This window comes from Bacteriovorax sp. Seq25_V, from assembly GCF_000447795.1.
Lineage (GTDB): Bacteria > Bdellovibrionota > Bacteriovoracia > Bacteriovoracales > Bacteriovoracaceae > Halobacteriovorax_A.
In genome coordinates, this window is sequence record NZ_AUNI01000009.1 from 323799 (window position 1) to 348415 (window position 24617).

At 35.8% G+C, this 24617-nt stretch carries 24 protein-coding genes; 19 read left to right on the plus strand and 5 right to left on the minus strand.

Annotated features, from left to right (window positions below; genetic code table 11):
* Positions 1–34 precede the first annotated feature (34 nt).
* Positions 35–1420: a hypothetical protein gene (locus M900_RS02895; RefSeq protein WP_198295935.1), complete on the plus strand. Its 1386-nt coding sequence runs from the start codon at positions 35–37 to the stop codon at positions 1418–1420.
* Positions 1413–1829, plus strand: a complete 417-nt coding sequence (locus tag M900_RS02900) for a hypothetical protein (protein ID WP_021273538.1) — start codon at positions 1413–1415, stop codon at positions 1827–1829. Before M900_RS02895 ends, M900_RS02900 begins: the two co-directional genes overlap by 8 nt.
* 85 nt (positions 1830–1914) lie before the next feature.
* Here M900_RS02900 and ileS read toward each other — a convergent pair whose 3' ends face one another.
* A complete protein-coding gene (gene ileS / locus M900_RS02905) occupies positions 1915–5028 on the minus strand; it encodes an isoleucine--tRNA ligase (RefSeq protein WP_021273268.1) in 3114 nt (1037 codons plus the stop codon).
* A gap of 138 nt (positions 5029–5166) precedes the next feature.
* Between ileS and M900_RS02910 the strand changes: the two genes are divergently transcribed.
* Genes M900_RS02910 through M900_RS02925 form a run of 4 tightly spaced genes read left to right on the plus strand, consistent with a single transcriptional unit; the run spans position 5167 to position 8006 of the window.
* Positions 5167–6597 (plus strand): hypothetical protein, encoded by a 1431-nt coding sequence (locus tag M900_RS02910; RefSeq protein WP_034730871.1) that lies wholly within the window; start codon positions 5167–5169, stop codon positions 6595–6597.
* Positions 6557–7165, plus strand: coding sequence for a nucleoside triphosphate pyrophosphatase (locus M900_RS02915; protein ID WP_034730874.1), 609 nt, complete (start codon positions 6557–6559; stop codon positions 7163–7165). Before M900_RS02910 ends, M900_RS02915 begins: the two co-directional genes overlap by 41 nt.
* Positions 7165–7530 (plus strand): DUF167 domain-containing protein, encoded by a 366-nt coding sequence (locus M900_RS16885; RefSeq protein ID WP_021273433.1) that lies wholly within the window; start codon positions 7165–7167, stop codon positions 7528–7530. The genes M900_RS02915 and M900_RS16885 overlap by 1 nt, the downstream gene beginning before the upstream one ends.
* A complete protein-coding gene (locus M900_RS02925) occupies positions 7530–8006 on the plus strand; it encodes a hypothetical protein (protein WP_021273492.1) in 477 nt (158 codons plus the stop codon). Before M900_RS16885 ends, M900_RS02925 begins: the two co-directional genes overlap by 1 nt.
* 3 nt (positions 8007–8009) lie before the next feature.
* On the opposite strand, the gene M900_RS02930 is transcribed toward M900_RS02925, so the two are convergent.
* A complete protein-coding gene (locus M900_RS02930) occupies positions 8010–8207 on the minus strand; it encodes a hypothetical protein (protein ID WP_021273539.1) in 198 nt (65 codons plus the stop codon).
* Between the two features lie 365 nt (positions 8208–8572).
* On the opposite strand from M900_RS02930, the gene M900_RS02935 reads away from it, so the two are divergent.
* The 5 genes from M900_RS02935 to M900_RS02955 are packed head-to-tail and all read left to right on the plus strand — an operon-like array spanning position 8573 to position 13762.
* Positions 8573–9532: a lipoprotein gene (locus M900_RS02935; protein ID WP_021273156.1), complete on the plus strand. Its 960-nt coding sequence runs from the start codon at positions 8573–8575 to the stop codon at positions 9530–9532.
* 13 nt (positions 9533–9545) lie between these two features.
* Complete coding sequence (dctP, locus tag M900_RS02940; protein WP_021273456.1) at positions 9546–10502, plus strand: TRAP transporter substrate-binding protein DctP; 957 nt, start codon at positions 9546–9548, stop codon at positions 10500–10502.
* A 2-nt stretch (positions 10503–10504) separates the two neighbouring features.
* Positions 10505–10996: a TRAP transporter small permease gene (locus tag M900_RS02945; protein WP_021273083.1), complete on the plus strand. Its 492-nt coding sequence runs from the start codon at positions 10505–10507 to the stop codon at positions 10994–10996.
* Complete coding sequence (locus M900_RS02950) at positions 10996–12258, plus strand: TRAP transporter large permease (RefSeq protein WP_021273171.1); 1263 nt, start codon at positions 10996–10998, stop codon at positions 12256–12258. Before M900_RS02945 ends, M900_RS02950 begins: the two co-directional genes overlap by 1 nt.
* 16 nt (positions 12259–12274) lie before the next feature.
* Positions 12275–13762: a hypothetical protein gene (locus tag M900_RS02955; protein ID WP_021273084.1), complete on the plus strand. Its 1488-nt coding sequence runs from the start codon at positions 12275–12277 to the stop codon at positions 13760–13762.
* Positions 13763–13781: 19 nt separating this feature from the next.
* Here the strand turns inward: M900_RS02955 and M900_RS02960 are convergent, their stop codons facing one another.
* Positions 13782–14417 (minus strand): hypothetical protein, encoded by a 636-nt coding sequence (locus M900_RS02960; RefSeq protein ID WP_021273333.1) that lies wholly within the window; start codon positions 14415–14417, stop codon positions 13782–13784.
* A 155-nt stretch (positions 14418–14572) separates the two neighbouring features.
* Positions 14573–15235, minus strand: a complete 663-nt coding sequence (locus M900_RS02965; RefSeq protein WP_021273203.1) for a hypothetical protein — start codon at positions 15233–15235, stop codon at positions 14573–14575.
* 410 nt (positions 15236–15645) lie between these two features.
* Here M900_RS02965 and M900_RS02970 point away from each other — a divergent pair, with 410 nt between their 5' ends.
* Positions 15646–16134, plus strand: coding sequence for a hypothetical protein (locus M900_RS02970; protein WP_021273370.1), 489 nt, complete (start codon positions 15646–15648; stop codon positions 16132–16134).
* Positions 16135–16141: 7 nt separating this feature from the next.
* On the opposite strand, the gene M900_RS02975 is transcribed toward M900_RS02970, so the two are convergent.
* Positions 16142–17128, minus strand: a complete 987-nt coding sequence (locus M900_RS02975; protein WP_021273551.1) for a bifunctional oligoribonuclease/PAP phosphatase NrnA — start codon at positions 17126–17128, stop codon at positions 16142–16144.
* Positions 17129–17221: 93 nt separating this feature from the next.
* Between M900_RS02975 and M900_RS02980 the strand changes: the two genes are divergently transcribed.
* From M900_RS02980 to M900_RS03010, 7 genes are read left to right on the plus strand one after another with little or no spacing between them, the layout of a single operon-like run.
* Positions 17222–18115, plus strand: coding sequence for an ABC transporter ATP-binding protein (locus tag M900_RS02980; protein WP_021273508.1), 894 nt, complete (start codon positions 17222–17224; stop codon positions 18113–18115).
* Complete coding sequence (locus M900_RS02985) at positions 18112–18852, plus strand: ABC transporter permease (RefSeq protein ID WP_021273425.1); 741 nt, start codon at positions 18112–18114, stop codon at positions 18850–18852. Before M900_RS02980 ends, M900_RS02985 begins: the two co-directional genes overlap by 4 nt.
* Positions 18852–20363 carry a Gldg family protein gene (locus M900_RS02990; RefSeq protein ID WP_021273501.1) on the plus strand — a complete coding sequence of 504 codons (1512 nt, stop codon included), beginning with the start codon at positions 18852–18854 and terminating at the stop codon, positions 20361–20363. The genes M900_RS02985 and M900_RS02990 overlap by 1 nt, the downstream gene beginning before the upstream one ends.
* Positions 20364–21578, plus strand: a complete 1215-nt coding sequence (locus tag M900_RS02995) for a hypothetical protein (RefSeq protein WP_021273560.1) — start codon at positions 20364–20366, stop codon at positions 21576–21578.
* A gap of 9 nt (positions 21579–21587) precedes the next feature.
* A complete protein-coding gene (locus tag M900_RS03000) occupies positions 21588–22259 on the plus strand; it encodes a hypothetical protein (protein ID WP_021273346.1) in 672 nt (223 codons plus the stop codon).
* A 3-nt stretch (positions 22260–22262) separates the two neighbouring features.
* A complete protein-coding gene (locus M900_RS03005; RefSeq protein WP_021273442.1) occupies positions 22263–23093 on the plus strand; it encodes a GNAT family N-acetyltransferase in 831 nt (276 codons plus the stop codon).
* 52 nt (positions 23094–23145) lie between these two features.
* Positions 23146–24612, plus strand: coding sequence for a hypothetical protein (locus M900_RS03010; RefSeq protein WP_034730877.1), 1467 nt, complete (start codon positions 23146–23148; stop codon positions 24610–24612).
* Positions 24613–24617: the final 5 nt, after the last annotated feature.

Below are 24617 nucleotides of genomic sequence, written 5' to 3' on the forward strand. Positions count from 1 at the left end.
TGAGTTGAAGAGGTGTAACTTGAAAAAATTTTTAATGATGACATTAGTGGGTTTAATTTCTACTTACTCTAAGGCACAGTTTGGAAATTGCCAGAAAAGTAAAATAGATATGATTGAATACCAATATGAAAAGGTTAGTCAGATTGCCGAGAAGCGAGATGTTTCCGTGCAGATGAGAACGATGAAGTATCTGGTGAATAGTTATTGTAAGGATAATAAGAAAATACTAGAGAACTTAGATCAAATAGAAATTCAAGGGCATCGCAATAATATTGAGTTTCTCGCAGAAGAAGTAAAGCGTGTTTCAAAATTTCGTTCACCTGAAGAAGAAATTAAGAGTTTAAAAGCTTCCTATGAGAAAACTAAGAAGTATGTTTCTACAAACTTTGACCAGCTTTACCTTGATGGGTTGATTAAAGAGGGGAAGAAGAATTCAAAACTTAAACAAAAGTCATGCTCGGCCATAGAAAATAGAAAGCCTCCTATTGCGAAATTAGATAAATCTGGAAAAGTAGTTGAGAACTACATGAGAGACCAAGATACAATTGGTTGGTGTTATGCTTTCGTTGCTGCTGATCTCATATCAAGTAAGATTGGTCAGGAAGTTTCAGCAGTTGATATCGCTCAGACATATAATAAAGGTGATATTTATGAACTTTTTGGTTTTGAAGAATCTGAAATTGAATCAGGACTTGCTGTTGATGCAGCTAATTTAGCTTTGGAAAAAGGTGTTTGCCTAGAAAATCAGGTTAGAAGTGATGACTTTGCTTACTCAAAAAATGGTGGAGACCTTCTTGAAGAATTGAAAGCGATCGAAAAATTATATGATCAATACTACGACCGAGCAAGTTATAAGAAATATTTTTTATCGTTCAAAAAAGAGGGGAAAGATCTCGATAAAGCAGATACTCAGTTTTATAAGGATCTTGTTTGTTCAAAAATTGATCAGGAGTGGAGAGGTATTTTTCCAAATATCTCAGTCGAGACTCTTGTAGGTATTTTTTCAAAGGCCAGCTCGAGCAATAAGGCGATCGATGCTCTTATTGAGGCTTCTTGCAAGAAGAGGATTAAACCAAAACAGAAATTAACACTAAAAGAGATAAGGCATCACTTTCGTCCTGATGGTGAAGCTTTGATGAGTGAGCTTGATAAGCAGCTTGAGAAAGGGGACATGGTCGGTGTTGCATATTTTTCTGATATACTTTCTGACAAATACGAGAACGCTGATGGAAGACATGCTAGTTCAATTGTTGCCAGAAAGTTTAATGAAAAGACGGGAAGTTGTGAGTATCTTCTAAGAAACTCTTGGGGTACTGACTGCTATAGCTATGACGATTCTTATAAATGTGAGGATGGAAATATTTGGATTCCTGGAGAGTATATGACTCAAGCAATTTATGGAGTTCAATATTATGAATAAAATAATTCTAATTTTGATGGCAATTGTATTAAACTTTTCTTTACGTGCAGAAATTTGTGGCAAAGGTGAGATCACATACTTTGATACAGGAAAAAAGATATCTAACTCTTTAAGCTTCTGCTTTGATAAGGACGAGCGAAGTGAGTTCATCTACTCTAAAGATTGTTCGAAACTTAAGTGTAAAGTTTTACAAAATCCCAAAGATAGACCAGTCGCTCTTATGAGATATAAATCGAGTATTGGTAGCCCTGGGTTTAAAGTGTGTCGAGAATTGGGTGGTACACCTCAAATTGTTGAGTTTTCTTTAAAGCAGAACACTGGCAAGCTTGGGCGTTGCATTTTCACAAATCAGACTTTCGTCTCGAACGATCTCTTAATGAAACTTTGGAAAGGGTTTATTATCAAATAAATAGCTTTTTCAAGTTTGGGGAAAGAAATTGTTTTATTAGATTCTAGTAGCTCAAAAAAAAGCCCCGCATATGCAGGGCCTCGTTTTATTCTTTTGTAAGTTTAATTTTTAGTGTCTCTCCATCAACATCAAAATCAATTCCGTCTGTCACCGCTTGTGCTGTTAGCGATGTTGCAAGAGTTTCTTTTGAGATGTGTTCTTTGTGAGCTTCAATCGCACTTGCAAGCTTCGCTGAAGCCTCATAAGCGATAGTGATTCTATCTTCAACATTGAATCCACTTTCCTTACGAGTTCTTTGAACACGGTTTACAACCTCTCTAGCAAAACCTTCAAGGATGAGATCCTCTGAAAGGTTTGTATCGATATCAATTGAGATAAATCTATTTGAAAGAGCTTGTGTTCCTTCTTTCGCCTCTCTAAAGATTAAGATATCTTCAAGTGCAAAAGTTTGTCCTGCTAGCTCAAGAGAGCCCGTATCTTCAAGTTTTCCAAGTTCTTTCGCATCAAGCTTAGAGATTAGTCCTACAAATTTCCCAAACTCTTTTCCAAGTCTCTTACCAAGAACTGGCGAATTAGGTTTGGCGTAAAGCTTGATATACTTATCTTCTTCTGTTGAGTACTCAACTGTCTTAACGTTAAGCTCTGATTGAATGTAACTTTCAAGCTTTGAGATCTCTTTTAAAAGTGCCTCGTCTTTATGAATTACAGTAAGACTCGCAAGTGGAGTTTTAACTTTAATCTGTACTTGATTTCTCTTCTGTCTTCCAAGAAGAATTAGCTGTTGCATTCTATCAACTGCATCTTCAAGGACTGGATTGATTTTTGCTTCAATCGCCACAGGGTAGTCATGTAAGTGAACAGACTCTGCTTTTTCGCTTGAGTCAAATTTCTTAAGCTCTAGGAAGATATGCTCAGAAAGGAATGGCGCAAATGGTGCCATTGCAATTGTAAGCTCTTTAAGAGTTAAAAATAGAGTTGTGTAGGCTTCACGCTTATCATCGTTAAGCCCGTCTCCCCAGAAACGAGAACGGTTAAGTCTAATATACCAGTTCGTAAGATCTTCAATAAAATTAAAGAGGGCAGGTACAACATTATAAAGTTTGTACTCGCTCATTTCTACTTCAATATTTTTCTTTAGTGTTTGAAGTTTTGAAATAACCCAGTTGTCAGTAATGTTCTTTCCTTCAAGAGCATGCTTTGAGTAATCAAAACCATCAACTTCTGCATATGTCGTGAAGAACTTAAATGAGTTGTACCATGGAAGTAGGGCACGTCTTACCATGTCCTTAACTCCTGCATCAGTAAACCTTTGCTCTTCACCTTTAACTAGACCTGAGTTGATGAGATAAAGTCTTAGGGCATCTGAACCAAATTCTTCCATAAGAATATCTGGAGCAGTGAAGTTACGAAGAGACTTACTCATCTTCTTACCATCTTCTGCAAGAACAAGCCCGTTAACAATAACATTTTTAAATGCTGGCTTTCCAAATAAGGCAGTTGAAAGAATTGTTAGGGTATAGAACCAACCACGAGTTTGATCGAGACCTTCTGCAATGAACTCTGCTGGAAATCCATTTTCAAAAACGTCTTGGTTTTCAAATGGGTAGTGTAGTTGTGCGTAAGGCATTGAACCTGACTCAAACCAACAGTCAAATACATCAGGGATACGCTTGTATGTTCCAGCTTCTCCTGCGATTGTGAAAGTCACATCATCAGCATACTCACGGTGAAGATCTGTTAGCTCTACTCCTGAACATTCTTTAAGCTCAGCAACCGAACCAACACATTTCATATTACCAGTTTCGTCATTAATCCAAATTGGAAGTGGTGTTCCCCAAACTCTCGTTCTTGAAACTGCCCAGTCTCTCGCGCCTTCAAGCCACTTTCCAAATCTTCCGGCCTTGATGTGACCAGGAACCCAGTTGATTTGCTCGTTACTTGCGAGAAGCTTGTCTTTGAATTCTTCTACTTTTACAAACCATTGAGGGATTGTTCTATAAATTAGTGGCGTTCCCGACCTGTAGCAGAATGGGTAACTATGTACGAGGTTTCCGTGATCAAAAAGAGTTCCATTATCTTTAAGATCTTTGATGATATTTTTGTCAGCGTCTTTTACATACTGTCCAACATAGTCAGTAACTTCTTTTGTAAACTTTCCTGCATCATCAATTGGGCAAACTTCAACATTAACGTTGTGAGCTTTCATTACGCGATTATCGTCTTCCCCGAATGCTGGAGCTTGGTGAACAATACCTGTCCCGTTATCTGCTGTAACGTACTCGTCTGTCATGATTGAGAATGCGCCATCATCTTTTAGATCTTGAAAGTATTTAAAGATCGGAGTGTATCTTCTTCCTTTTAAAGTTTCACCCTTAAAAGATTCACCGATGATTTCTAATTCTTTTTTCTTGTAAGCTTCAACACGCGCTTGCGCCATGATGATAACTTTTCCAGACTTATCTTTTACACGAACATAATCCATATCTGGACCAACACAAAGACCTAGGTTTGATGGAAGTGTCCATGGTGTTGTTGTCCAGGCCGCAAAGTACTCGTCTGCATCTTCTGCTTTAAATAGCACAGTAATCGCAGGATCTTGAACGTCACGGTAATCAAGACCGGCTTCAAAGTTTGAAAGACCCGTCCCTAGAGCAGTTGAGTAAGGTACGACTTTAGTCCCTTTGTAAACAAGGTCCTTGTCCCATAGAGACTTGAAAACCCACCAACAAGATTCCATGAAACTTGGATCCATTGTTTTATAGTCGTTATCAAAATCAACCCAACGCCCAAGTCTTGTAACAGTTTTTCTCCACTCTGAAGTATAAGTTAGAACGATTTTTCTACACTCGTCGTTGTAACCTTTAACGCCAAATTTCTCTAGCGCTTCGTGGGCAGTCATATTTAATTTCTTATTAATTTCTTGTTCAATTGGCAGACCATGTGTGTCCCATCCAAATCTTCTTTGAACGTAGCGACCTTTCATTGTCCAGTATCTTGGAACGATGTCTTTTAGAGTTCCAGCGAGAAGGTGACCGTGATGAGGAAGGCCTGTCGCAAACGGAGGGCCGTCATAGAAAATATATGGTTCTTTTTCTTTAGTTTGTTCAAGGGACTTTTCAAAAATCTTATTTTCTTCCCAAAATTTTAATACCTGATGTTCGCTCTCAACAAATGAGAATGGACCTGTTTCTTGAGTCATAAATTCAAACCTTTTTTCTATATGTTCTGCGCGCCAATTCTAGCATGTTGAGTCTATTTTGACTCGCAAAAATTGCCCCTTAGGAGGTATTTTAGTCCGATTTTGCAGGAATTGACTCTCTGAGCCGAAATAGATGTTGTGAAATACTTAATTTTAATCCTATTTTTTTGGTCGAGCGTATTTGCTGAGGTCTCCTCAGAGTTTAAAGGACAAACAAAATCACTGACTAATTGGCAGGAGTTGAATGCTCAGGACTGGCTCAATGTTACGAAGTGGCAAGAGGATCGGGCCTTTAGAGATTCTTATAAATATTGGGAAACCTTAAAGCGTCTTTACAAACACCGTGAGCCAGTTGGGAGAATTCTTGAGTGTGTTGGAATCTGCATGAATTACCGCGACTCAGGACAACACTCATTGGTTTATCGCTCTGAAGTTATGGAGGGGGATGAAATCCAAACTTCTGCTGACAGCTATCTTTGGATTTTTCTCTATGATGGAACACTTGTAAGGCTAGCACCAAAGTCATCAATCACATTTAAAGAAATTAATATTCTTGCAGATAAAATTTTTTGGCATGCGAGAGTTAACCTTGGAAACGTTCTTTGGCTTAACCGTTCAACAAGTGTGTTAAAAGAACAGACTCTTAGGCAAACTGATCAGATTTTTTTTCCGCTAAGTTTGTATGATGCCAATCCTTTAGTTCGAGACACTTCAATGACTCTCGAAGAGTACCTTTTCTCTGATAACATTTTAACAGAACAACCTTATCAGCAGGCAAATTGGTTGATTGAAAAAAATAATAAGTGGATCAATAAAGTAAGTGAAGTTTTTCTCGTTCTACCAAATGCTAGTATTCATGGCCTTGAATTAAGTATCGATACTTATGTCGGACTAGGACAGGCAAATTATTTTAAAGTGCGAGATGAAATTGAATTAGGGTTACTTTCTCCAAAGGTGAGAGAGTTCAAGTATAACCTTAGGGGTTTTGCGAACGAAGAAATTAGTGAAGGTAGTTCTGGTTTTTGGTACGAAGTTCCAGCGAGTGCGAGAGAAGCAAATCAAATCTCAACTCCTCCAGAATTTTCTTTAAACGAGTTAATCACGAAGCGTATCCCTAGTATTTATCATGCGAGGGAGATTATGCTCGATAATTATTCTCGATTTATTTTTAAAGACTTGAGCGTTGATGAACTTGCAAAGGATTATGGAATTAGAAAGTGGAATCAAGATGAGCTTTCTAAGAGAGTTGATTTTTTGTGGACATTTATGAGACGCCTGGAGACATCAAATCTTGTTGTGGCAAGTCGTTATAGAGAAAGTTTACTCGAAAAATATAATCTAAAAGATGATAATGTGATAAGAAGTGAGTATTATACACTGGCTTATGATCGTTATATGAAAGACGGAGAAGCTGGAAGAGAAAATATCTACGTGCCTAAACTTAATAGTGAGAAGAAAAAACGCTGGCAGATTATGCACGGAATACGTACACGAAAACAAACTAAAGAAGATATTAGAAAGGCATATTATGAAGAAGTTAAACTTGATTCTGGCATCAGCCAGCCCTAGAAGAAAAGAGCTACTTGGTTGGCTTGGAGTTCCTGTCAAAGTTAGTCCATCTGGCGTTGAAGAGATTACTGAACATACAATTCCTAGTGAGGTAGTTGCAGATCTTGCTGCTTTGAAAGGAAGAGATATCAAAGTTAGGGAAGCGAATGAAGATTCGTTTATTGTTGCTTCTGATACTATCGTTGTCATTGATGATGAAATTCTTGGGAAACCAAAAGATCGAGCTCATGCTCGTGAGATGCTTTTAAAGTTATCAGGTCGTAAGCACGAAGTTTATACTGCCGTCTATATGGGCTTAGGTGCAGCTGAAAAAACATTTGTGATTTGTTCTGAAGTCACATTTACTAAAATTTCTGATGAAATAATGGATCTTTATCTCGAAGGAGATGAGGCCCTCGATAAGGCAGGGGCTTACGGGATTCAAGGACAGGGGCTTCTCTTTGTTGAGAAATTAACCGGGTCATATTCGAATGTTGTAGGCTTTCCGTTATCTGATTTTATTAGAGAGATGAAATCGTTTCTAGCTGAGAATGGTTACAATAGTTCTGATTGGCGAAGTCTTTTTTAATGATTAACGAACTTTGCGAATTTCTTCAAACGATTGGTATTGAGACAAAACTTTATCGTGAAACCGATGACGGTGGTGTGCTTTCTATTAGTGTTTGGGCGAAACCTGGTAGTAAAGTTGAAAAGTGTTCTCTTGGCGAAACAGGAGAAATCGTTCTATATTTTCGAGAAAAGCCAATTGAAGGGAAGGCGAACAAGGCTATCGCAAAGAGTCTTGGCAAGATTTTAGGTGTTGGTGCCAAAAATGTTGAGATCGACCAAGGCGAGAAGTCTCGTCATAAGAAAATACTTCTATATTTTGCGTTCACAAATGATAAGAATTTAAGCTACTATAAATCTAAGTTTGCAATTATCACTGGAAATTAATGAGTTTTAAACTATTTCTCCCATTCCTTTTTTCTCTTTCTTGTTTCGCTCAAGCAGAGCCAAGTACTTTTGAATATACTCGTAGTATGTACAAGAAGGTTGAATCAATCTCTGAATTAAAACCTGAAGAGTTTGATCTGAAGATTAATGATATTCGTGCAGAGATTGATCGTTTTGTTGAACACAAAAAAGGAGTCTGCCAGGGGGACTTTTCTACGGTTATCATTGGTGATGAAGTAAGTAAGAATAATGAATTCAAGTTGAATAAGAGTGAACAGGAGCTTTGCTATAGAGAGCTTAAAGCTTTGCAAATTACTTATATCAATAATCTCTTCAATGCTAGAAAGAAGTATCTTGATTTTTTACATGTAGAACGTGTGAAACAATTAGGTGCGGTTAGGGAAGAGGCGCTAAAGCAATTACAGGCAACCTTTGACAAAAAGTTGCCTTCGAAAAATTCAGGATCGAAGAGATAAGGCTTAAGCCTTAGTCTCTTCTGATAGTACTTCTGATCTTAATAGAGCTTTTGTTGGTCTTAGAGACTTTACTTTAAGGATCGATCTCTTTGGTCTTAAGCTCGATCTCTTTCTCAGGGTTTGAACTGGAGTTACATTAAATGTAATACTCGCAGGAGTCATTCCCTTTTTTGTTGGTGTTGATAAATTTTCAGACGACATTTTCTTTCTCCTGTTAACTAAGGTTCAAAATCTTTTTTTAGACCTTAATTAACAGACAAGCGACTAGATGAAGTACTTACGGGGCTCTCTGTGAACTAAGGGCTAGACTGTAAAACAAACGCAATTGTTTTCGTCAATGGCTGCTCCTTTTGCCGTTGTAATAAAAAAGAACAAAATCATATCGGTCATTGATGGTCTAAACATTAGTGCATCTCGCGATAGAGTAATTATATCAAAAACTTACCGTTCTTGTAAAGCTGCGTCATCATAGGGGATGAAAATTACACGAATCCAAGGTCAAGTCGTTGTAAATACGTTATTTTTGAGAGAGAATGTTGGGGAATAGTTTTATTAAAGAGGACCAAATGGGCAATAAATATTTGCACTATCTTTTTCTGTGCATCTTTGTAGTTATTTCGACATCGTGTTCACTAGTTAAAAAAGCAGCAATCACTCCAACTGGAATGATTATCTATGATGCTTCTTTCGATCAGCAAATTGAAAATGATTGGCAGGTTTTTGAAAATTCTATCTACGGAAATATTAAATTGGTTGAAGGTTTTCTTTCTCAAGATGAGGGAAATAAAAATCTTCTGGCAACACTTTTAAAAGCTTATACAGCAAAAGGTTTTGCAATTGATGAAACTTATCTTCTTCAAGATCAGCTTGCTGAAAAAGAAAACTCAGTCCATTTAAAGAGAGCTTTAAACTCTTATACGAAAGCACTTTATTACGGAGTGAGATATCTTGATGGGATAGAGCTTTCTTCATACGTTAACTCACCAGATGAGTTAACAAAAGTTTTAGACTCTAAGCTTGGTAGTTCGACTCGAGATTTAGAAGTGGCCATGTACCTAGGACAATCCCTTGGTTCACTTGTTAATCTGCAACGTACAAATATGAAGGTAATTTCTTACCTTCCTGTCGCAAAAGCTCTTTATGACTGGGCATGTTCTCGTGACCCTAAGCTAAATTATGGAGCTTGTGAAATTTTCTATGCAACATACGAAGCTGGAAGACCAAGAATGCTAGGTGGTAATCCTCAGAAAGGGAGAGAGATCTTTGAAAATGCTATTCGTGCTTGGCCAAAGAATTGGTTAGTAAGAGCTAGCTTTGTACAGTTCTATGCGATACCGATGCTTGAAGAAGATATCTATGAAGAACAAGAGAGTTTTATCTCTCAAGTTGCAAGAGAAGAAAGCAATAGCCAATACTGGCAGGGTGAAACAATTGCGCTTCCTGAAAAAAATTACGTGAGCGTTTTTAATATGATCGCAACAAAGAGAATGAATATTATTAAAAAATATAGGAAATCAATTTTCTAATCTAGGATTTTAAATGAAAGTATTGTTACTTAGTATTTTATCTTTATCAGTTTTCGCTTCAACAATCAAAGTTGGTGTACTTGCTCCAGAAGGAACAAGTTGGGCTAAAAATCTTTCGAAGATGGCAAAAGAAATTAAGGACGCAACTAAGGGTGATGTAAAAATTAAATTTTACTTTGGCGGATCTCAAGGAGATGAGCCAGATGTTTTAAGAAAAATTCACGTAGGCCAGCTTCATGGTGGTATCTTCACAGGGAAAACTCTTGGGGAAATCAATGGGGATGTTAGAGTAATGGAGCTTCCATTTACTTTCTATAATGACAGAGAGAAAGCACTAAGAACTGTTGAAAAACTAACTCCATTCTTTAATTCGAAGTTTGAAAAAGGTGGATTTAAAAATCTTGGCTTCTTTGAAATTGGAATTGTTTACTTTGTTTCTAGCAAAGAGACAAAATCAATTAATGACCTTGGTGGTTTAAAAATTTGGTCATGGGAAGGGGATAAGCTTGTTTCAACAATGATTGATACAATGAAGTTAATCTCGGTTCCGCTACCAATTACTGATGTTCTTTCAAGTCTTTCAACAGGTATTATTGATGCAGCTTATGCTCCTCCGCTAGGAATTCTTTCACTTCAGTGGAACACAAAAGTTAAGTACCTTGTCGACTTTCCACTTTCATTTTCTATCGGAGCATTCCTAATTAACGATAAGATCTGGAGCAAAATCTCTCCAGCAAATCAAAAAATAGTTAATGAAATCTCTGCTAAATATGTAAAGAATGTAAACTCTTCAAATGATTTGGACAATAAAGATGCTCTTAGTGTACTAAGAAGTGGTGGGATTAAATTTATTGAATATCCTGCAGCTGATATTGAAAAAGGAAAAATGTTTAGACAAGAGATTATCAAGAAATTAAAAGGTAATCTCTTCAGCGAAGAAGCATTAAAGAAATTAGAAGAAAACTTATAAATATGATCATAAGAAAAACTGCAAATTTATTAGATAGCGCTGTTAAGAAGTCCTTAGTACTCATTGTTTTTGGTATGCTTGGATTTAGTGTGAGCAACGTAGTTCTAAGATGGTTTGGTATTTCTTATGCATGGATTGAACCACTGGTTCGTCACATGGTTTTCGCGACGGCCTTCCTTGGGGCAACACTAGCAACTGCTGCCTCAAAACACATTGCAATTGAAATCTTCCATAAAATTTTAGAGACAAAAGGAAGTAAGAAGAATCTTTTTCTTTTACAGAAACTAGCAACGGCGTTAACGGCCATTGTTCTTTTTTTCCTTGCAAACTCTGGTTATGAGTTTTTCTCTGTCGAACAAAAATATGGCGCCGAGAGTTTTCTGGGCCTTCATACCTCGACGTTAGTACTGATTATCCCTATTGGCTTTAGTTTAATGTTCTTAAGAGCGATTCTTGATCTTCTCGACTTTAGTTCAAAAGAAGGGGAAGAGTAATGACTTTTGGGCTTCTTGGAATAATTGTTCTCATATGTGCCATGCTTGGAGTTCCACTTTTTGCAGTGATCGGTGGGGCTGCGATTGCGGCTTTTTCAATCAACGGGATAGATTCATCAGCGGTATCGATTGAAATTTATAGATTAGCTTCGGCTCCAACATTATTAACTATTCCACTCTTTACATTTGCTGGTTATATCATGGCAGAGTCTGGAGCTCCCAAGAGACTTCTTCGTTTTGCAGATGCGCTTATTGGTTGGTTGCCTGGTGGAATTGCAATTGTTGGTTTAATTGTAAGTTCATTTTTTACTGCATTTACTGGAGCGAGTGGGGTAACAATTGTTGCTCTTGGTGGTCTTCTTTACCCAATTCTAAGAAACGAAGGTTTCTCTGAAAAATATACAATGGGTTTCATCACAACTTCTGGTTCTCTTGGACTTTTATTTCCACCAAGTTTGCCAATTATTCTTTATGGAATTGTTGCGAAGGTTGATATTGATGAACTGTTCAAGGCAGGGATTGTTCCAGGAATCTTGCTAATTGTTGTTTTATCTCTGTGGGCCATGAAAAATGGAACTTGGAAGAAGGAAAGAGTGCAATTTGATAAGACTGAGCTATGGGTATCTTTCAAAGAGACATTACCTGAGCTTTTTCTACCTGTTGCTGTACTTGGTGGTATTTATGGTGGGATCACTACAGTTTCTGAGGCGTCAGCCTTTACCGCTTTTTATATTTTAATTATTGAATGTTTCTACTACAAAGACTTATCGATTGATAAAGATATTCCAAAAATTATTGTTGAATCGATGACTCTTGTGGGGGCAATTCTTATTATTCTTTGCTGCGCACTTGGGCTTACAAACTTCCTTGTTGATGAAGAGGTACCAGCTCAGATTTTTGATCTGATGAGAGGAGTGCTCGATAATAAGTATAGCTTCCTACTATTTCTAAATATTTTTCTTCTAATTGTTGGAAGTTTAATGGATATTTTTAGTGCGATAATTGTTGTTGTCCCACTAATTCTTCCAATTGCGTCCGAGTTTGATATTCATCCAATTCACTTGGCAATTATCTTCCTAACAAACCTTGAAATCGGTTATATTACGCCTCCAGTGGGGATCAATCTCTTTATTAGTTCGATTCGATTCAATAAGGATGTTACTGAATTATACAGAGCATCTTTTCCATTTTTAATACTTCTACTCATTGCTCTGGCCATTATTACCTATGTACCATCATTGAGCCTTCTTTGGGTAAAATAGACCTTAAGAGGTTATATTGAAGTATTTAATTTTATTAGCATTTATATTTTCATTGCAAACAAGTGCAACAGATACAACTGTGTATTGGACAGGGGAGAGAGATTTCGCTGAATACTCTGGTCCACTAGATCCTGCACTGGATATAAATTATCGTTTGGGTGAAGTGAAGTTCTTAGATGATAAGTACGAGGACTCATTCATTTCTAACCAAATTTCTGAAGAGTTGATAGATCTCGATTCTTATATCAAGAATTATATTGAACCAGGTTTTACTTGTTCTTCAATCGATTTCTTACAGTCTGCTGATTACTTGCACTATCTTCATCGTCTCGTAAGTATTTCATTAAACTATGAGTTCTTAAAAAAACTACATATTTCATTGTATCAAATTAATGAAGCAGAACAGAAGTGTTCACTGGACTACGATAGTATTTTTAAAAGTTGTAAGCCAGTGACAACTGATATGAAAAAATTTATTAAGCGTTCTGAAGAATTTTTTCCGGATGTAATCGATTGGGGGAAGTATCCTCTTTTAAGAAAAAAGTCGAGTTATGATTTACTTGAAAGATATCAAGGGAAAGCAGTTTCTATTGTTAAAAATTACTTTTCAGATGATGACCTTGAGCAATCATTTCTGCGTGCTTGTCGCTTTGTGAAAAATGAAATCAACACTCTTTGTAATGAGAATGATACTTATTATGGAATTAGTAATATGAATGAGATTCACAACTTCATCGAAGGGACGAGTGCATTTAAAGTTATTAATCAAATAGGGAGTGGTAAGGCGTGTATGGAGCGCTTTGTGGTTTTAAATAAGCTTAAGGAAAGTATTGATGATGCTTCAAAGAGTATCTTAAAAGAAGAATCAAACTCTCTTGGTAAGCTGAATGAAGGAATTTTCTGGTATGGAGCCCTTCGTGAATTTGACGACCTTGGTGTGGCAATTGTCGAAGAAAAAAAGCCGGAACCTGTTGTCGTTGTGAAGAAAGAAGAGCCAAAAGTTGTTTCAATTGTAAAGAAAGTTGATCCAAAACCAATCAAAATTTCTATTGCTAAACCTGTTGTTAAGCCTGTTGCTGTAAAAAAAGAGGAGCCGAAAGTTGTTCTTTCTGCATTCCAAGATGCTGTTAAAAAGTTTAGAACTGATAAGAAAACTGTCGAAGTTAATATGACTAAGATGAAAACTGATTATAAGTATTCAAAGAAAATTCTTAAAACATTCAACGGTCCACTTCGCGCATATCAAACACGTAAGGCCTTAACGGATATGAAGAAAATAGATAAGCTTGGAAGTAAAGAGAGTCCACTTAGTTACCTGTTTCTTCGCTACCTGATTGATCACAACTTACACCAGGGGATTTACAATGTGATTGCAGTGCTTGGTGAACAGTTTTATGTGATTAATGATGTTGATAAAATTGAAGAGTCTGTGAAGATTAAATTAGATAATAGTGAAAAAACGAAATTTAAATGGCAGATTTGGGTAGTAGAGGCGCCAATCTAGGATTGACGCCAATTACTATTTAGTATTTTTTAGATAAGCTTTTTAGTCTTTTTTCGTAAGCACTCTTAACAGAAAGTCCTAAGAAAAATCCTGAGTTATTACCTTCTTCGTCTTTTCCGAATAGAGTAACGTTACCAACTCTTTTTTCACCTACGTTAAATGCTTTAGTCCAAGCAAATCCGTAAAGTTCAAATTTAGGTAGTGGAACCCAAATACCAAAAATACTTGGCCCAACATAGAAAGCCATGTTCTTTAATGAATCAACAGAGAATGCAACTGCTGGAAGAGCTCCTGAAGCTACACCTGGAATCATTCTTCCACCTGGAAGAGTTTTTGGATCAAGTTCTTTTACATCAGCAGAGAAAATATCATCTAATGAAACTGTGAACGTTAAAACAGAACCTACACCCTCTAGGTTTGGATTAAGTCCTAGGAAAGATTTTTTGTACTTTGGAACTTTATAAGTTGCTCCTGCCATAATCTCTACATCTTCAAGCACCATTGAAACAATTAGATTGTCTTCTAATAAATTAACGTTTGGCCCTTGAACTCCTGGGATACTAACATTACCGCTGTCTCCGCATGATACAGAAACAAACAGTAGACTTAATAGCGTTAGAACACCTAACGACTTCTTCTTCAATACATTTACCATTATCTACCTCACTTGTTTGGAAAATTCCGAACTTTGTCTACTCTTCGGTGAAATGGATGAGTGCTTTATAGAAAAGATGAAAAATATAGTCTGAGGGAATTTGTCGGAGAAGGCGTGAAAAAGCCCCCTAGAAAGGGGGCTTGGAAATATTCAAATTAGTTTTTTGCTGCGATTTTTTCAAGTGATCTCTTCTGGCTTGAACTTACTGATAAAGCTAAGAACACACCAGCATTTTCACCATTTGCATCTTCACCAACAAGAGATAAGTTACCTACACGAGTTGAACCAGTATAGAATCTTGTTGTTAACATAGCACCATTCATACCAAGTTTTTTAAGTGGAATCCAAATACCAAATACTTTTGGTCCAATATAGAATGCCATGTTTTTAAATTTTTCAATACTAAATGCTACAGCTGGTAACGCACCTTCTGAAACACCTGGGATTGCTCTTCCGCCTGGTAGAGTTAGAGGGTCAAGTTGTCTTACATTGTCTCCAAAAATATCATCAAGTGATACGGAGAATGCCATCAGTGTTCCATTACTTTCTAAGTCTGGAGCAACTTCAATATAAGAATTTGGATACTTTGGAATCGCATATCTTGCACCACCTTCAACAGTGATATTTTCAAAAACAACATCGATTAAAATATTGTCTCCAACAAGATTTACCTTCGGGCCATTTAGACCTGGAATTTCTAAGTTCTTCGAGCTTGTTCCACTACCACATGAAGTGAATACAAGTGAAAAAGTTGTTACTAGAGCTAGGAGTGAAAGTTTTGTTCTTTTAACTGAGTTTCTTAAAGTAATTGTGTTCATGATTAACCTCAAAAGAAACGAAGTTTCTCTTGAAGGCCCTGATCTAATTCGATTAACGTACAACATTTCAACTAACGGACAGCAAGATCTAGGGTTTTCTCTTCTCGTTTTTGTTGAACCGATTATGACAAAATTGAAAAAATGAACAATAGGATTCCTGATGAAAGTTGTCGGTTTTGTGAAAACTCTTCGAAAAAAGATTTGATTATCTTATAAAAACAATAGCTTGAAAGACTAAACTTATTGTTATCAGTAAGAAAATAAAAGTACATCTTCCGGACTATTGATTTTTTTAAATCGCCAATGATCTTTGACAGGGAAGAAGTAAACATCTAAACCTACGTGTGGATGGGCTTGCCGGTACTTTTAAGCAAAATAGATTGCTGATAAAATATAATCAGGAGTTTTTGATGAGAATACTGAATAGAATGGCACCTACAAATATGCATGCGAAAAAGTCTCCAGTTTCTGAGTCACGAGTAAAGAAGAATGATGGAGAGTTCACACCAAAAGGCACAGATGATCGTCCTATCGTTAGACGTGAAAAACCAAATGATCTATCAAGTAGTGAAATTAGAGCAAAATTAGAGCAACGAAATGAGGCTAAGGCTCAAGCAGCAACTAAGAAGAAAGAAGCTCCAAAAGATGACTTTGTCACTGCAATGCCAGAAGACTTGGTTGTTGAAAGAAAATCTGCAATTAAAAAACCTGAAAAAAATAAAGAAGTTAAAGAGGCGCCAGAGAATACAGATAAGTCAGTTGTGCTAAAGAGTGATGTTGATAAAAATGATCCTAACGATCCAAATGTTCAGGAAAAATTAAAAACACTTTTAAAGACTGGTGGTTTTGCATTTTCTCAAAAAGAAAAAGAAGCACTCGCACAAATTCTGAATAAGTAGTAGTTACTTACTCATCGTCACTAAGCATGGCCTGAACTTTTTTAATGGTATGTGGAATAACATTCTCTAGCTTTCCATCAATTACAGTTGCTGCAGAGTGATTATGACCTCCTCCCCCAAGGGCCTGTGCCATAATTCCCACATCAACAGATGAGATTGCTGAACGAAAAGAGACTTTGACCTTGTCGCCAATTTGTCTAAACATACATGCTACTTTGATATTATCTAAAATCAGAAGGTGATTTATAAATCCGTGAGTGTCTTCAGCATCGCTCTTGTAGAGATCGAGTTGATCTTCAGTGAGAGAGATCCATGCGATAGATTCGTCATCTGTAGTTTGAGCTGAAGTCAGAACTGTTCCAAGAAGCTTCATGTAAGGAACTTTCTTTGTTCCATTGATCATATTATAAGCTTGGGGTGGACTCACACCTGAATCAAGTAGATCCGCAATTACACGGTGAGTGTTACCAGTCACTGTAGGATATCTAAAACTACTTGTATCAATAATTATTGAAGTATAAAGCGCTAGGGCCATCGCTTCATCAAACTTAACACCTAGTGCAGTAATAAGTTCCCCAACTAGTTCTCCAGTTGCAGCCTTCTTTGAATCAATACAATGAATCGCTGAGAGCTCTTTTGGACAAGGGTGGTGGTCGATAAATAGCAGTTCATGCGATTTCATGACGAACTCTTGAACATTCTTTCCGATACGCGGAAGAGAATTAGTATCAGTAACAATAAATAAATCAATTTTACCGATTGAATCTTTAACTTCATCGTACGAACGAACTACATCTTCAGGGTCAAGATACTTATAACGCTCAAAGAGTGGCTCTTCATTTACGCAAACAACATCTTTACCAAGCTTCTTAAGCGCCATACACAGCGCAATTTCACTTCCAATACCGTCGGCATCTGGATGAATGTGTGTTGTGATAACAATCTTATTGGCCTTAGCGGTCAACTCTAAAAATCTTTTTACTGCATTACTCATGACTATTCTTATCGGTAATTAATTTTGGAACTTTTCTAATTGTTTCATTTTTTGGTAGGATTTTAAAGTATTTAAATTTTAGAAGGATTATAGATGAATACCATAGTAGAGTTCTCGGATATTGAAAAATCTTATCCTGATAAGAAAGTACTTAAAGGGATCAATTTTAAAATAGAAGAAGGATCTGTGCACGGATTTCTTGGGCCAAATGGAGCAGGGAAGTCGACACTAATGAATATCCTACTTGGATTAAATTTTCTCGATGCTGGTGAAGTAAAAAAAGAAGAAGGATTGAAAATTGGATATCTTCCAGAACATGCACCTCTCTATCTTGAAATGAAGGTTAAGCATTATCTAAAATTTGTTCAAGAAATTTATAATAGTAAGGATGATCAATTTCTTGAAGAAATTATTGATCGTCTTGGACTTCGTGAATTCGAAAATAAAACAATCGGTAAACTCTCTAAGGGTTATAAGCAGAGGGTTGCTCTTGCACAGGCAATTTGTCACAATCCAAAGTTGTTAGTTCTTGATGAACCACTCGTGGGGCTTGATCCTCACGCAATCATCCAGATGAAAGAACTTATTAAAGATCTTTCTAAGAATCATACGATTCTTATTTCTAGTCATCAACTTCATGATCTTTCACAAATGTGTAATAGAATCTCGATCATTAACAATGGTGTGATTGTAAAAAATGGAACAATTGATGAAATTGAAGCAGAAATCAAGCATGGAGAGAAAATTCAGTTTGAACTGGCTGAAGATAACGATCAAGTTGTGAAGGAACTTTGTCATCAATACAAACTTAGCTTCAATAAGGTATCAAACTGTACATACGAAGTGACATCAATTGAAGTGATGGAGCTTAAAAAAATTGTCGCAAAATTTTTCTTTGAAAAGCAAATTGTTGTTTTATCTCAAGTCGAAAAGAAAATGGATTTAGAAGAAATCTTTAAGTCAGTTACATCGGAGAGTCACCAATGAAAATGACCGAAGGCATAGTAATTCTAAGTAAGAAAGAAATTAAGGGATGGCTTAGCTCACCAACAATATATATTTTCACTGCGATATTTTCATTTGTAATTGGAGGAGTCTTTTATTCTAACTTACTCCAGACAGCAGAGCTTACCAATAAGACAGTTGTTGATAATATTTTAGCTCCAACATTTTCTTCAATTAATTTTTTACTTATTTTCTACGCTCCAATCTTGACGATGGGAGCTTTTGTTAGAGAAAAGCAGGAGCATACAATGAATCTTTTAATGCTCTCAAATTTATCAACAACACAAATTTATTTTGGTAAATTTATTTCAGCTGTTTTGAAGGGGATCTTTATCATTGCTCCCACAATTATCTTTCCAATTATTTTATCTTTTTCAGGATTTGAGGATTGGATGATGCTATTAACAAACTATCTTGGAGTATTAGGGCTTCTTCTTTGTTATCTAAGTGTGGGAATGTTGTCTTCAATAGTCACAAGAAGTTATGTCGTTTCAATTGTATTGAGCTTTGGTATTTTGTTTTCATTTTTGATGCTTTTTACAACTGGAACAGTTGTCACGAGTGATATTTTTGGTCAGTTACTTAGACATATGAGTATTGGCCAACATATCTTTTATTTCTCTCGAGGAGCAATTGCATCCTTTGATGTTGTTTATTTTGCTTCATTTGTAATCTACTTCTCATATGTAAGTGTAAGAATCCTAGGAGTGAGAAAGTAATGAAAAAATATAATTTTCAAATTCTTGTATCTATCGTTGGAATTCTCTATCTCGTTGGTGTTTTTCTAGTTGTAACAATGCCTGATAATCCAATTTTATGTTTAACGCCACTTCTGCTAGCTGTTATAGGGACTGTAGTTCTATGTTTCATGAAAAAAGATGAAGTTATTAAATTGATGAAATCAACTTATGGAAAAAATCTTGCAAGTAATATCGTAGGATTTTTTCTTTTCTTTGTTGTATTGGCCCTTGTTAATTATATTGCAGTAAAAAGAGCTTATGTTTGGGATATTGGAGCTAGGAAATTAAACTCTCTAACTGAGCAAACTCAGAAAGTCATCGCAGAGATTAATGACCCAGTAACTTTTAAAATTTTCTCTAGTAAAGAATATAGAGACAGCATTAGAGCTCTGCTTGACTTTTATAAGAATGAAAATCAAAACTTCAAAATTGAGTATATCGATCCTGAAGTAAGAAGTGATTTGGTCTCTAAATATCGTATTCTGAGATCTCCAACTGTTGTCATTGAGAGTCCTATAAAAGATCATCCAATACTCGTGACAGAGATAAAAGAATTAAGTATTACAAATGGTTTGATAAGCATACAGCGAAAAAGAGACCCTCTCCTCTGTTTTGCTTACATGAAGGGTTTTGAGGATACGACAGATGTTGGATATACTGGTTTTTTACACGTATTAAAAGAGTCTTCATTTAAACTAAATATTATCAACCTTCTGGCGGTTTCAGAGATACCAAGACAATGTAATGTGTTTTCTATTCTATCTCCAATGTCTGATCTCATGGATTCGGAACTTGAAAAGGTGAAGAAGTACTATGACCAGGGAGGAGTTTTATTTGTTGGATTCTCTCCGATGCTAAATGGAGATAAAATAGGAAAACTTAGAAGTTATATTGAAGAGCTTGGACTATCGATCTCTAATGATATTGTGATTGATTCTAAATTCTCACTTAATGGCTCTCGCGGAAGTGCACCGATTGTTAGAAAGTTTGATGATAAGAATATTAATACTAATATATCAGGACAGGTTTTCTTTCCTATTTCCTCCTCTGTAACTTTAAAAGATATAGAACAAGAAAAAAATTATGTACCACTGGCGACAAGCTCAAATGATAGTTGGGCCGAAAAAACAATTCTCGAACTTGTATCAGAGAAATTAAAATTTGATGAGAGGGATGTGCTAGGGCCAATCGATATGGCCGCAGCATTATTAAAAAATGATAAACCAAGGCTAATAGGACTAGGAAACGCTACGCTTGTTGCGAATAAGTTTTATCAATTCCAATCGAATTTTACTTATGTCTTAAATCTATATTACTGGGCAGCTGGAGAAGATCAGCTAACGTCTGTACAGGCCGCCGCACTCCCTGAGAAGCCTGTCTTTATTTCAGACCTTCAAAAACAAGTAATTCTCTACTTCTCAGTGATTATATTACCTCTACTCTTACTGTGCTTTGCTTTTATTCAGTATCGTAGAAGGAGTTTAATTTAATTGAAGAATTTATATTTATTTATCACTGCAGTTTTACTTATTGTCTTTATTTACTTCTTTGAAGAAACAAAGATTAGAGAAGAATATAAAGAAGAGCAAAAGAGAGAAGAACTATTTTCACAAAAAGAAATGGGAACTTTAAAATCGCTTCAGGGGAGTAACTTCAATCTTACAACGGATGGAGATAAGTTTATATCAAATGAGGGGATTGAAATATCAAGAGGTCAAATTGCATTTTTTCTTGAGCAATTACAAAATATTAAAATTCAAAGAATTCTCACTCCAGAAGAGGTAAAGTATCTTGATGAGAGTACACTAAAAGAAAAGATTCATTTTATATTTTCAAATGGAGAGCTTGAAATTCAGATTGGTCAAAAATTACAGTTCAATAGTTCATTCTATTTAAAGGTTTCAAATATTAAGCAGGGAAGCTTTAAGTGGGCCGTCGCTAAGTATGAGAATGGTTATACAGAGAGTCTTCAAGCAAATAGCGGTAATGAAGCTTATCGAACTAGTGGACCCTACGATCAGGTTCGATCAATTTTTTCTTTAAATGATGATTTCTTTTTCAATTTGAATCCTTTTGTCGGGACCTTTGAAGGAGAGGTTACTATTGATTCTTTTCGAAATCCGAAGTTTGCTGTTAATTTTGTGAATATGACGACCATTCCTCAGGCTTTTGAGGGGGTAACATATAATAAAGAAGCTTTTAAAAATCTTGTTGATACTTTCAAAAATTTTAAGGCCAAAAGAGTAGTGATCAAAAACTTTGATCTTGAGGACAAAATTGGAGAGATAAAACTTGGTGATGTAACTCTATCTTTGTTTAGAAAATATGGTAGTCAAAATGGATATTTCCTCCTTAAAGGTAATCAACTTTATTTTCTGACTTCGGAGCTCTTTAGATCTGTATTTGTACCATTACAGTTCTTTTGGAATAGAAAATTGAATATTGATGCTGACTCTGAATATCTGATCTCGAATCAGGAAGGAGAGCAGATCTTTAAGGGCAGAATGAGTGTGGCCAGTAAGTGGACTGATATTCTAAAAAAAGAAGCTCATGTAATTAGAAAAAAGATCGCCAATGACTTCCTATTTACTTATAAGATTACTGCAGGAAAACAGAGTTTTTTGGTCAGAGAAAACAGCGAAGGGATTGAAATTCTCGACGAAAAATCACATCTTATTTTCCACTTCTTAGACAAAATAAAGTAAAATAATACCATGAATGAAATCATTTATAATTATATTGATTGCCTACTTCATCCAGTGAGAAATCATCAGGCAATATATAAGAGAAGAACTGAACTTGAAAGAATGAAGAAGGGGCGTCTATTTGCTCTTGTTGATGATCAATTTCAGGAAAAGTTTAATCTTGATTTCGTTTCGTATGCTTTAACATCATGGTTATTTGTTTTTGTTTCAGCAGTTTATTCATTACTCTTTTTACATCTTGGCTTACAGTTATCTGAATCATTAATTGAAAGTGGTTATTTTCCAGGAATAAATCTTTCATCATTATTTCAAAAGAAAATTATGTTAATGGGTCTTCTCTTTGAAGTAGTTTTCTTTCCTCTTACTGCATGGGTTTATGTGAAATTTTGGAGAATTATTATCTCTTTCTTTGCCAATATATTCGATAAGGAAGTTGATGAAAATGCACTCGATGATGTAGTTAACAACTCACTTGTTGGCAATTTTTTTCTCATTATTCCAATTTTTGGAAAGCTTTTTAAGCAAATTGCCTCGGTACTTTATATCTTCTTTGGCGTGAAACATAATCTTAGATTTACAACAGTTCAGTCTTTTATCGTCGTATTTTCACCTCTATTATTTGTGGCCCTATTTATGTTATTTATTGCGATGTATATCATGTTAGTAATTAATCTCATCTAGTTTATGGACCCATTATTCAAGAATGATCCTATATATAAATTCTTAAAAAAATCTAAAGTAAATAAGGTTGATACTTATATTGATTACTTTGGAAAAAGTTACGAAGTTTCTCATCCTGGCTTGAGAAAAAATGAGAAGCTTAATCTTCAATATACAGTTGAAAGAGCATCAGATATTGGAAAAAGAATTCTTCACGTTGATGTGAGAAATGATGTAATGCTGACTCCAAAGCAGGCCCGTGAGTTAATAATTGAAGCAAAGTCATTTGATCGAAGAATCAAGAATGCCCACTTCTATGTTAACTATGGTGGAAATATTCATCATGCTCTTGAGAGGTGTGGGGCTAAAGATGTTGGTAAAGTTCTTTACGCAACTGTTGCAGATGGTAGGAAGGCCTTAGCTAAGATTGAGAATAAGAAAGTTAAAATTAAGCGCCCCAAAGAAAGTGATATTGATGAATTAATTGAGCTTGAGTATCAGGCGCACCGTCGAAGCTCAACTAGTCGAGTGGGAAATATTTCTAAAAAAATGGTACGTCAATTTTATCAAATGATGATACAGCGCAAGTGTTGTTATGTTGCTTATGTCGATGGAAGAATTGCAGGGGTTATTGGACCAGCATATAATAAAATGAAAATTGGCTTCATTATGACAATTGCTGTTCATCCAGACTTTCAGGGACAAGGAATTTCAAAAGTTCTGTACAAGTATGCTCTGGACTTTTGGTCAAAGAAAAACATTGAAATCTATGCAGGAACTTCAACGACAACTGAGGTTTTAGGGCTTGGAAGAAAACTTAAAAGAGTTCCTCTTAAAGTCCATCTCGAAATCTAATCTGGCATCGGTCTTGCTTTATAAACTCTATATGTAAAATATGGAGCTATAAATGTCTAATTTTAGTAGAAAGCTGAGCTTGGGGTGTCTAAGTTTATCAATAGTGTTCAACGTTTATACAAGTGCCTTGGATGTCACAGATGAAAGCGTTGATCGTAGTGTCAGTGCTTGTATGAGTCAGCATTCACTAACAAGTACTAGTATTAGAAAAGAACTAGAACAAATGTATCCCAAACTTGACTCCAGCCTTGAAATATATGGTGTGAGAATTGATGAGCCCCGTGCTGGACTTATTGACATCTTAAATAATCAGTTGAAAAAAAGAGATAAAGGCAGTGTCGTTGATACTAAGCTTGTCTTTGAGGAGCGAGATTTCAGAAGTTGTACTGATGTTTTTTGTTTGGCAGATATGGCCTATGGAAAAGGCCTCGGTGCTTACTATCTTTATATTCAGGCAAAATATAATCTCGATTTGTCGCCTTTTTCCAATGAAAAAATAAGTGATGAAGATAGATTTCTTCATACGGTAAGATACACTAAAGATGAGCTACTTGCGGTTTTGAAGGCAGTAAAGTTATTGCCAGAAGACTCGCTGAAGTCTCTCGATTATGGATATCACGCAAAGAAAACTGATCGTTATAAAGGTAATACTCTTGCAAATGCTTCGATTAACTTTTTTAAGCTTTGGTCAGACACTCATGCAGGAGATAAAGTATACACTGTAATTCATGAGCTTGGACACGTGATCGCAGATCTTGTGTATGTTGAACATGGTGAGATGCTAAGTACTGGTATCGATGCCAGTGATGAGTGGGCCAAGTTGTCTAAATGGAAATGGGAAAAAGGATTGTTTTTTGCTATTTACTCGGCCACATATCCATTTTTTCAAGACAATTTTGTGTCTAACTATGCACGATCGAATCCCGTAGAGGATTTTGCTGAGTCTTTCACTACTTATATTTTAAAACCAAATGAACTTAAAAAAGTAGCTCCTAAAAAATATGAATTCATTAAGAAATTTATTTTTGCGGATATTGAATATAGTGACATTTATTGCACAAACAACAATGGGAATGTTCTCAAAGATTTAGACTATGCTAATTTTAATTTTACTGCAGTTGTACAAAATTGTGGTAAAGCTCTTGAGAAAGGACTTATTAGCTTAAACACAGAAGAGTTGAATCGTTGTGTTTATCGTTTTGGCTTTAACAAGTTTAGTGCACCAATAGTTATTTCCCCTAAAAAAATGGAAGAAATTCTTTCATTTCAAAATGTTAAGAAAAAGTCAGTGAAATCTTTAGTTAAAAAATATTTTTCAGGCTTTACTGAATATAGCTATTGTGAGAATAGTCCTTCAATTTTAATTTCTTATGAAGATTATTCTGCTGAATTAAGCGAGCTTACAAAACACTTATGTCGTTGGGCAAAATCGCATGAGCTTCGATTAGGAATTCAGTTTACAAATGAAGAAGCTAAAGATTTTATGATGAATCTTGTGATAGATAGAATGACGCCATAGAGGCG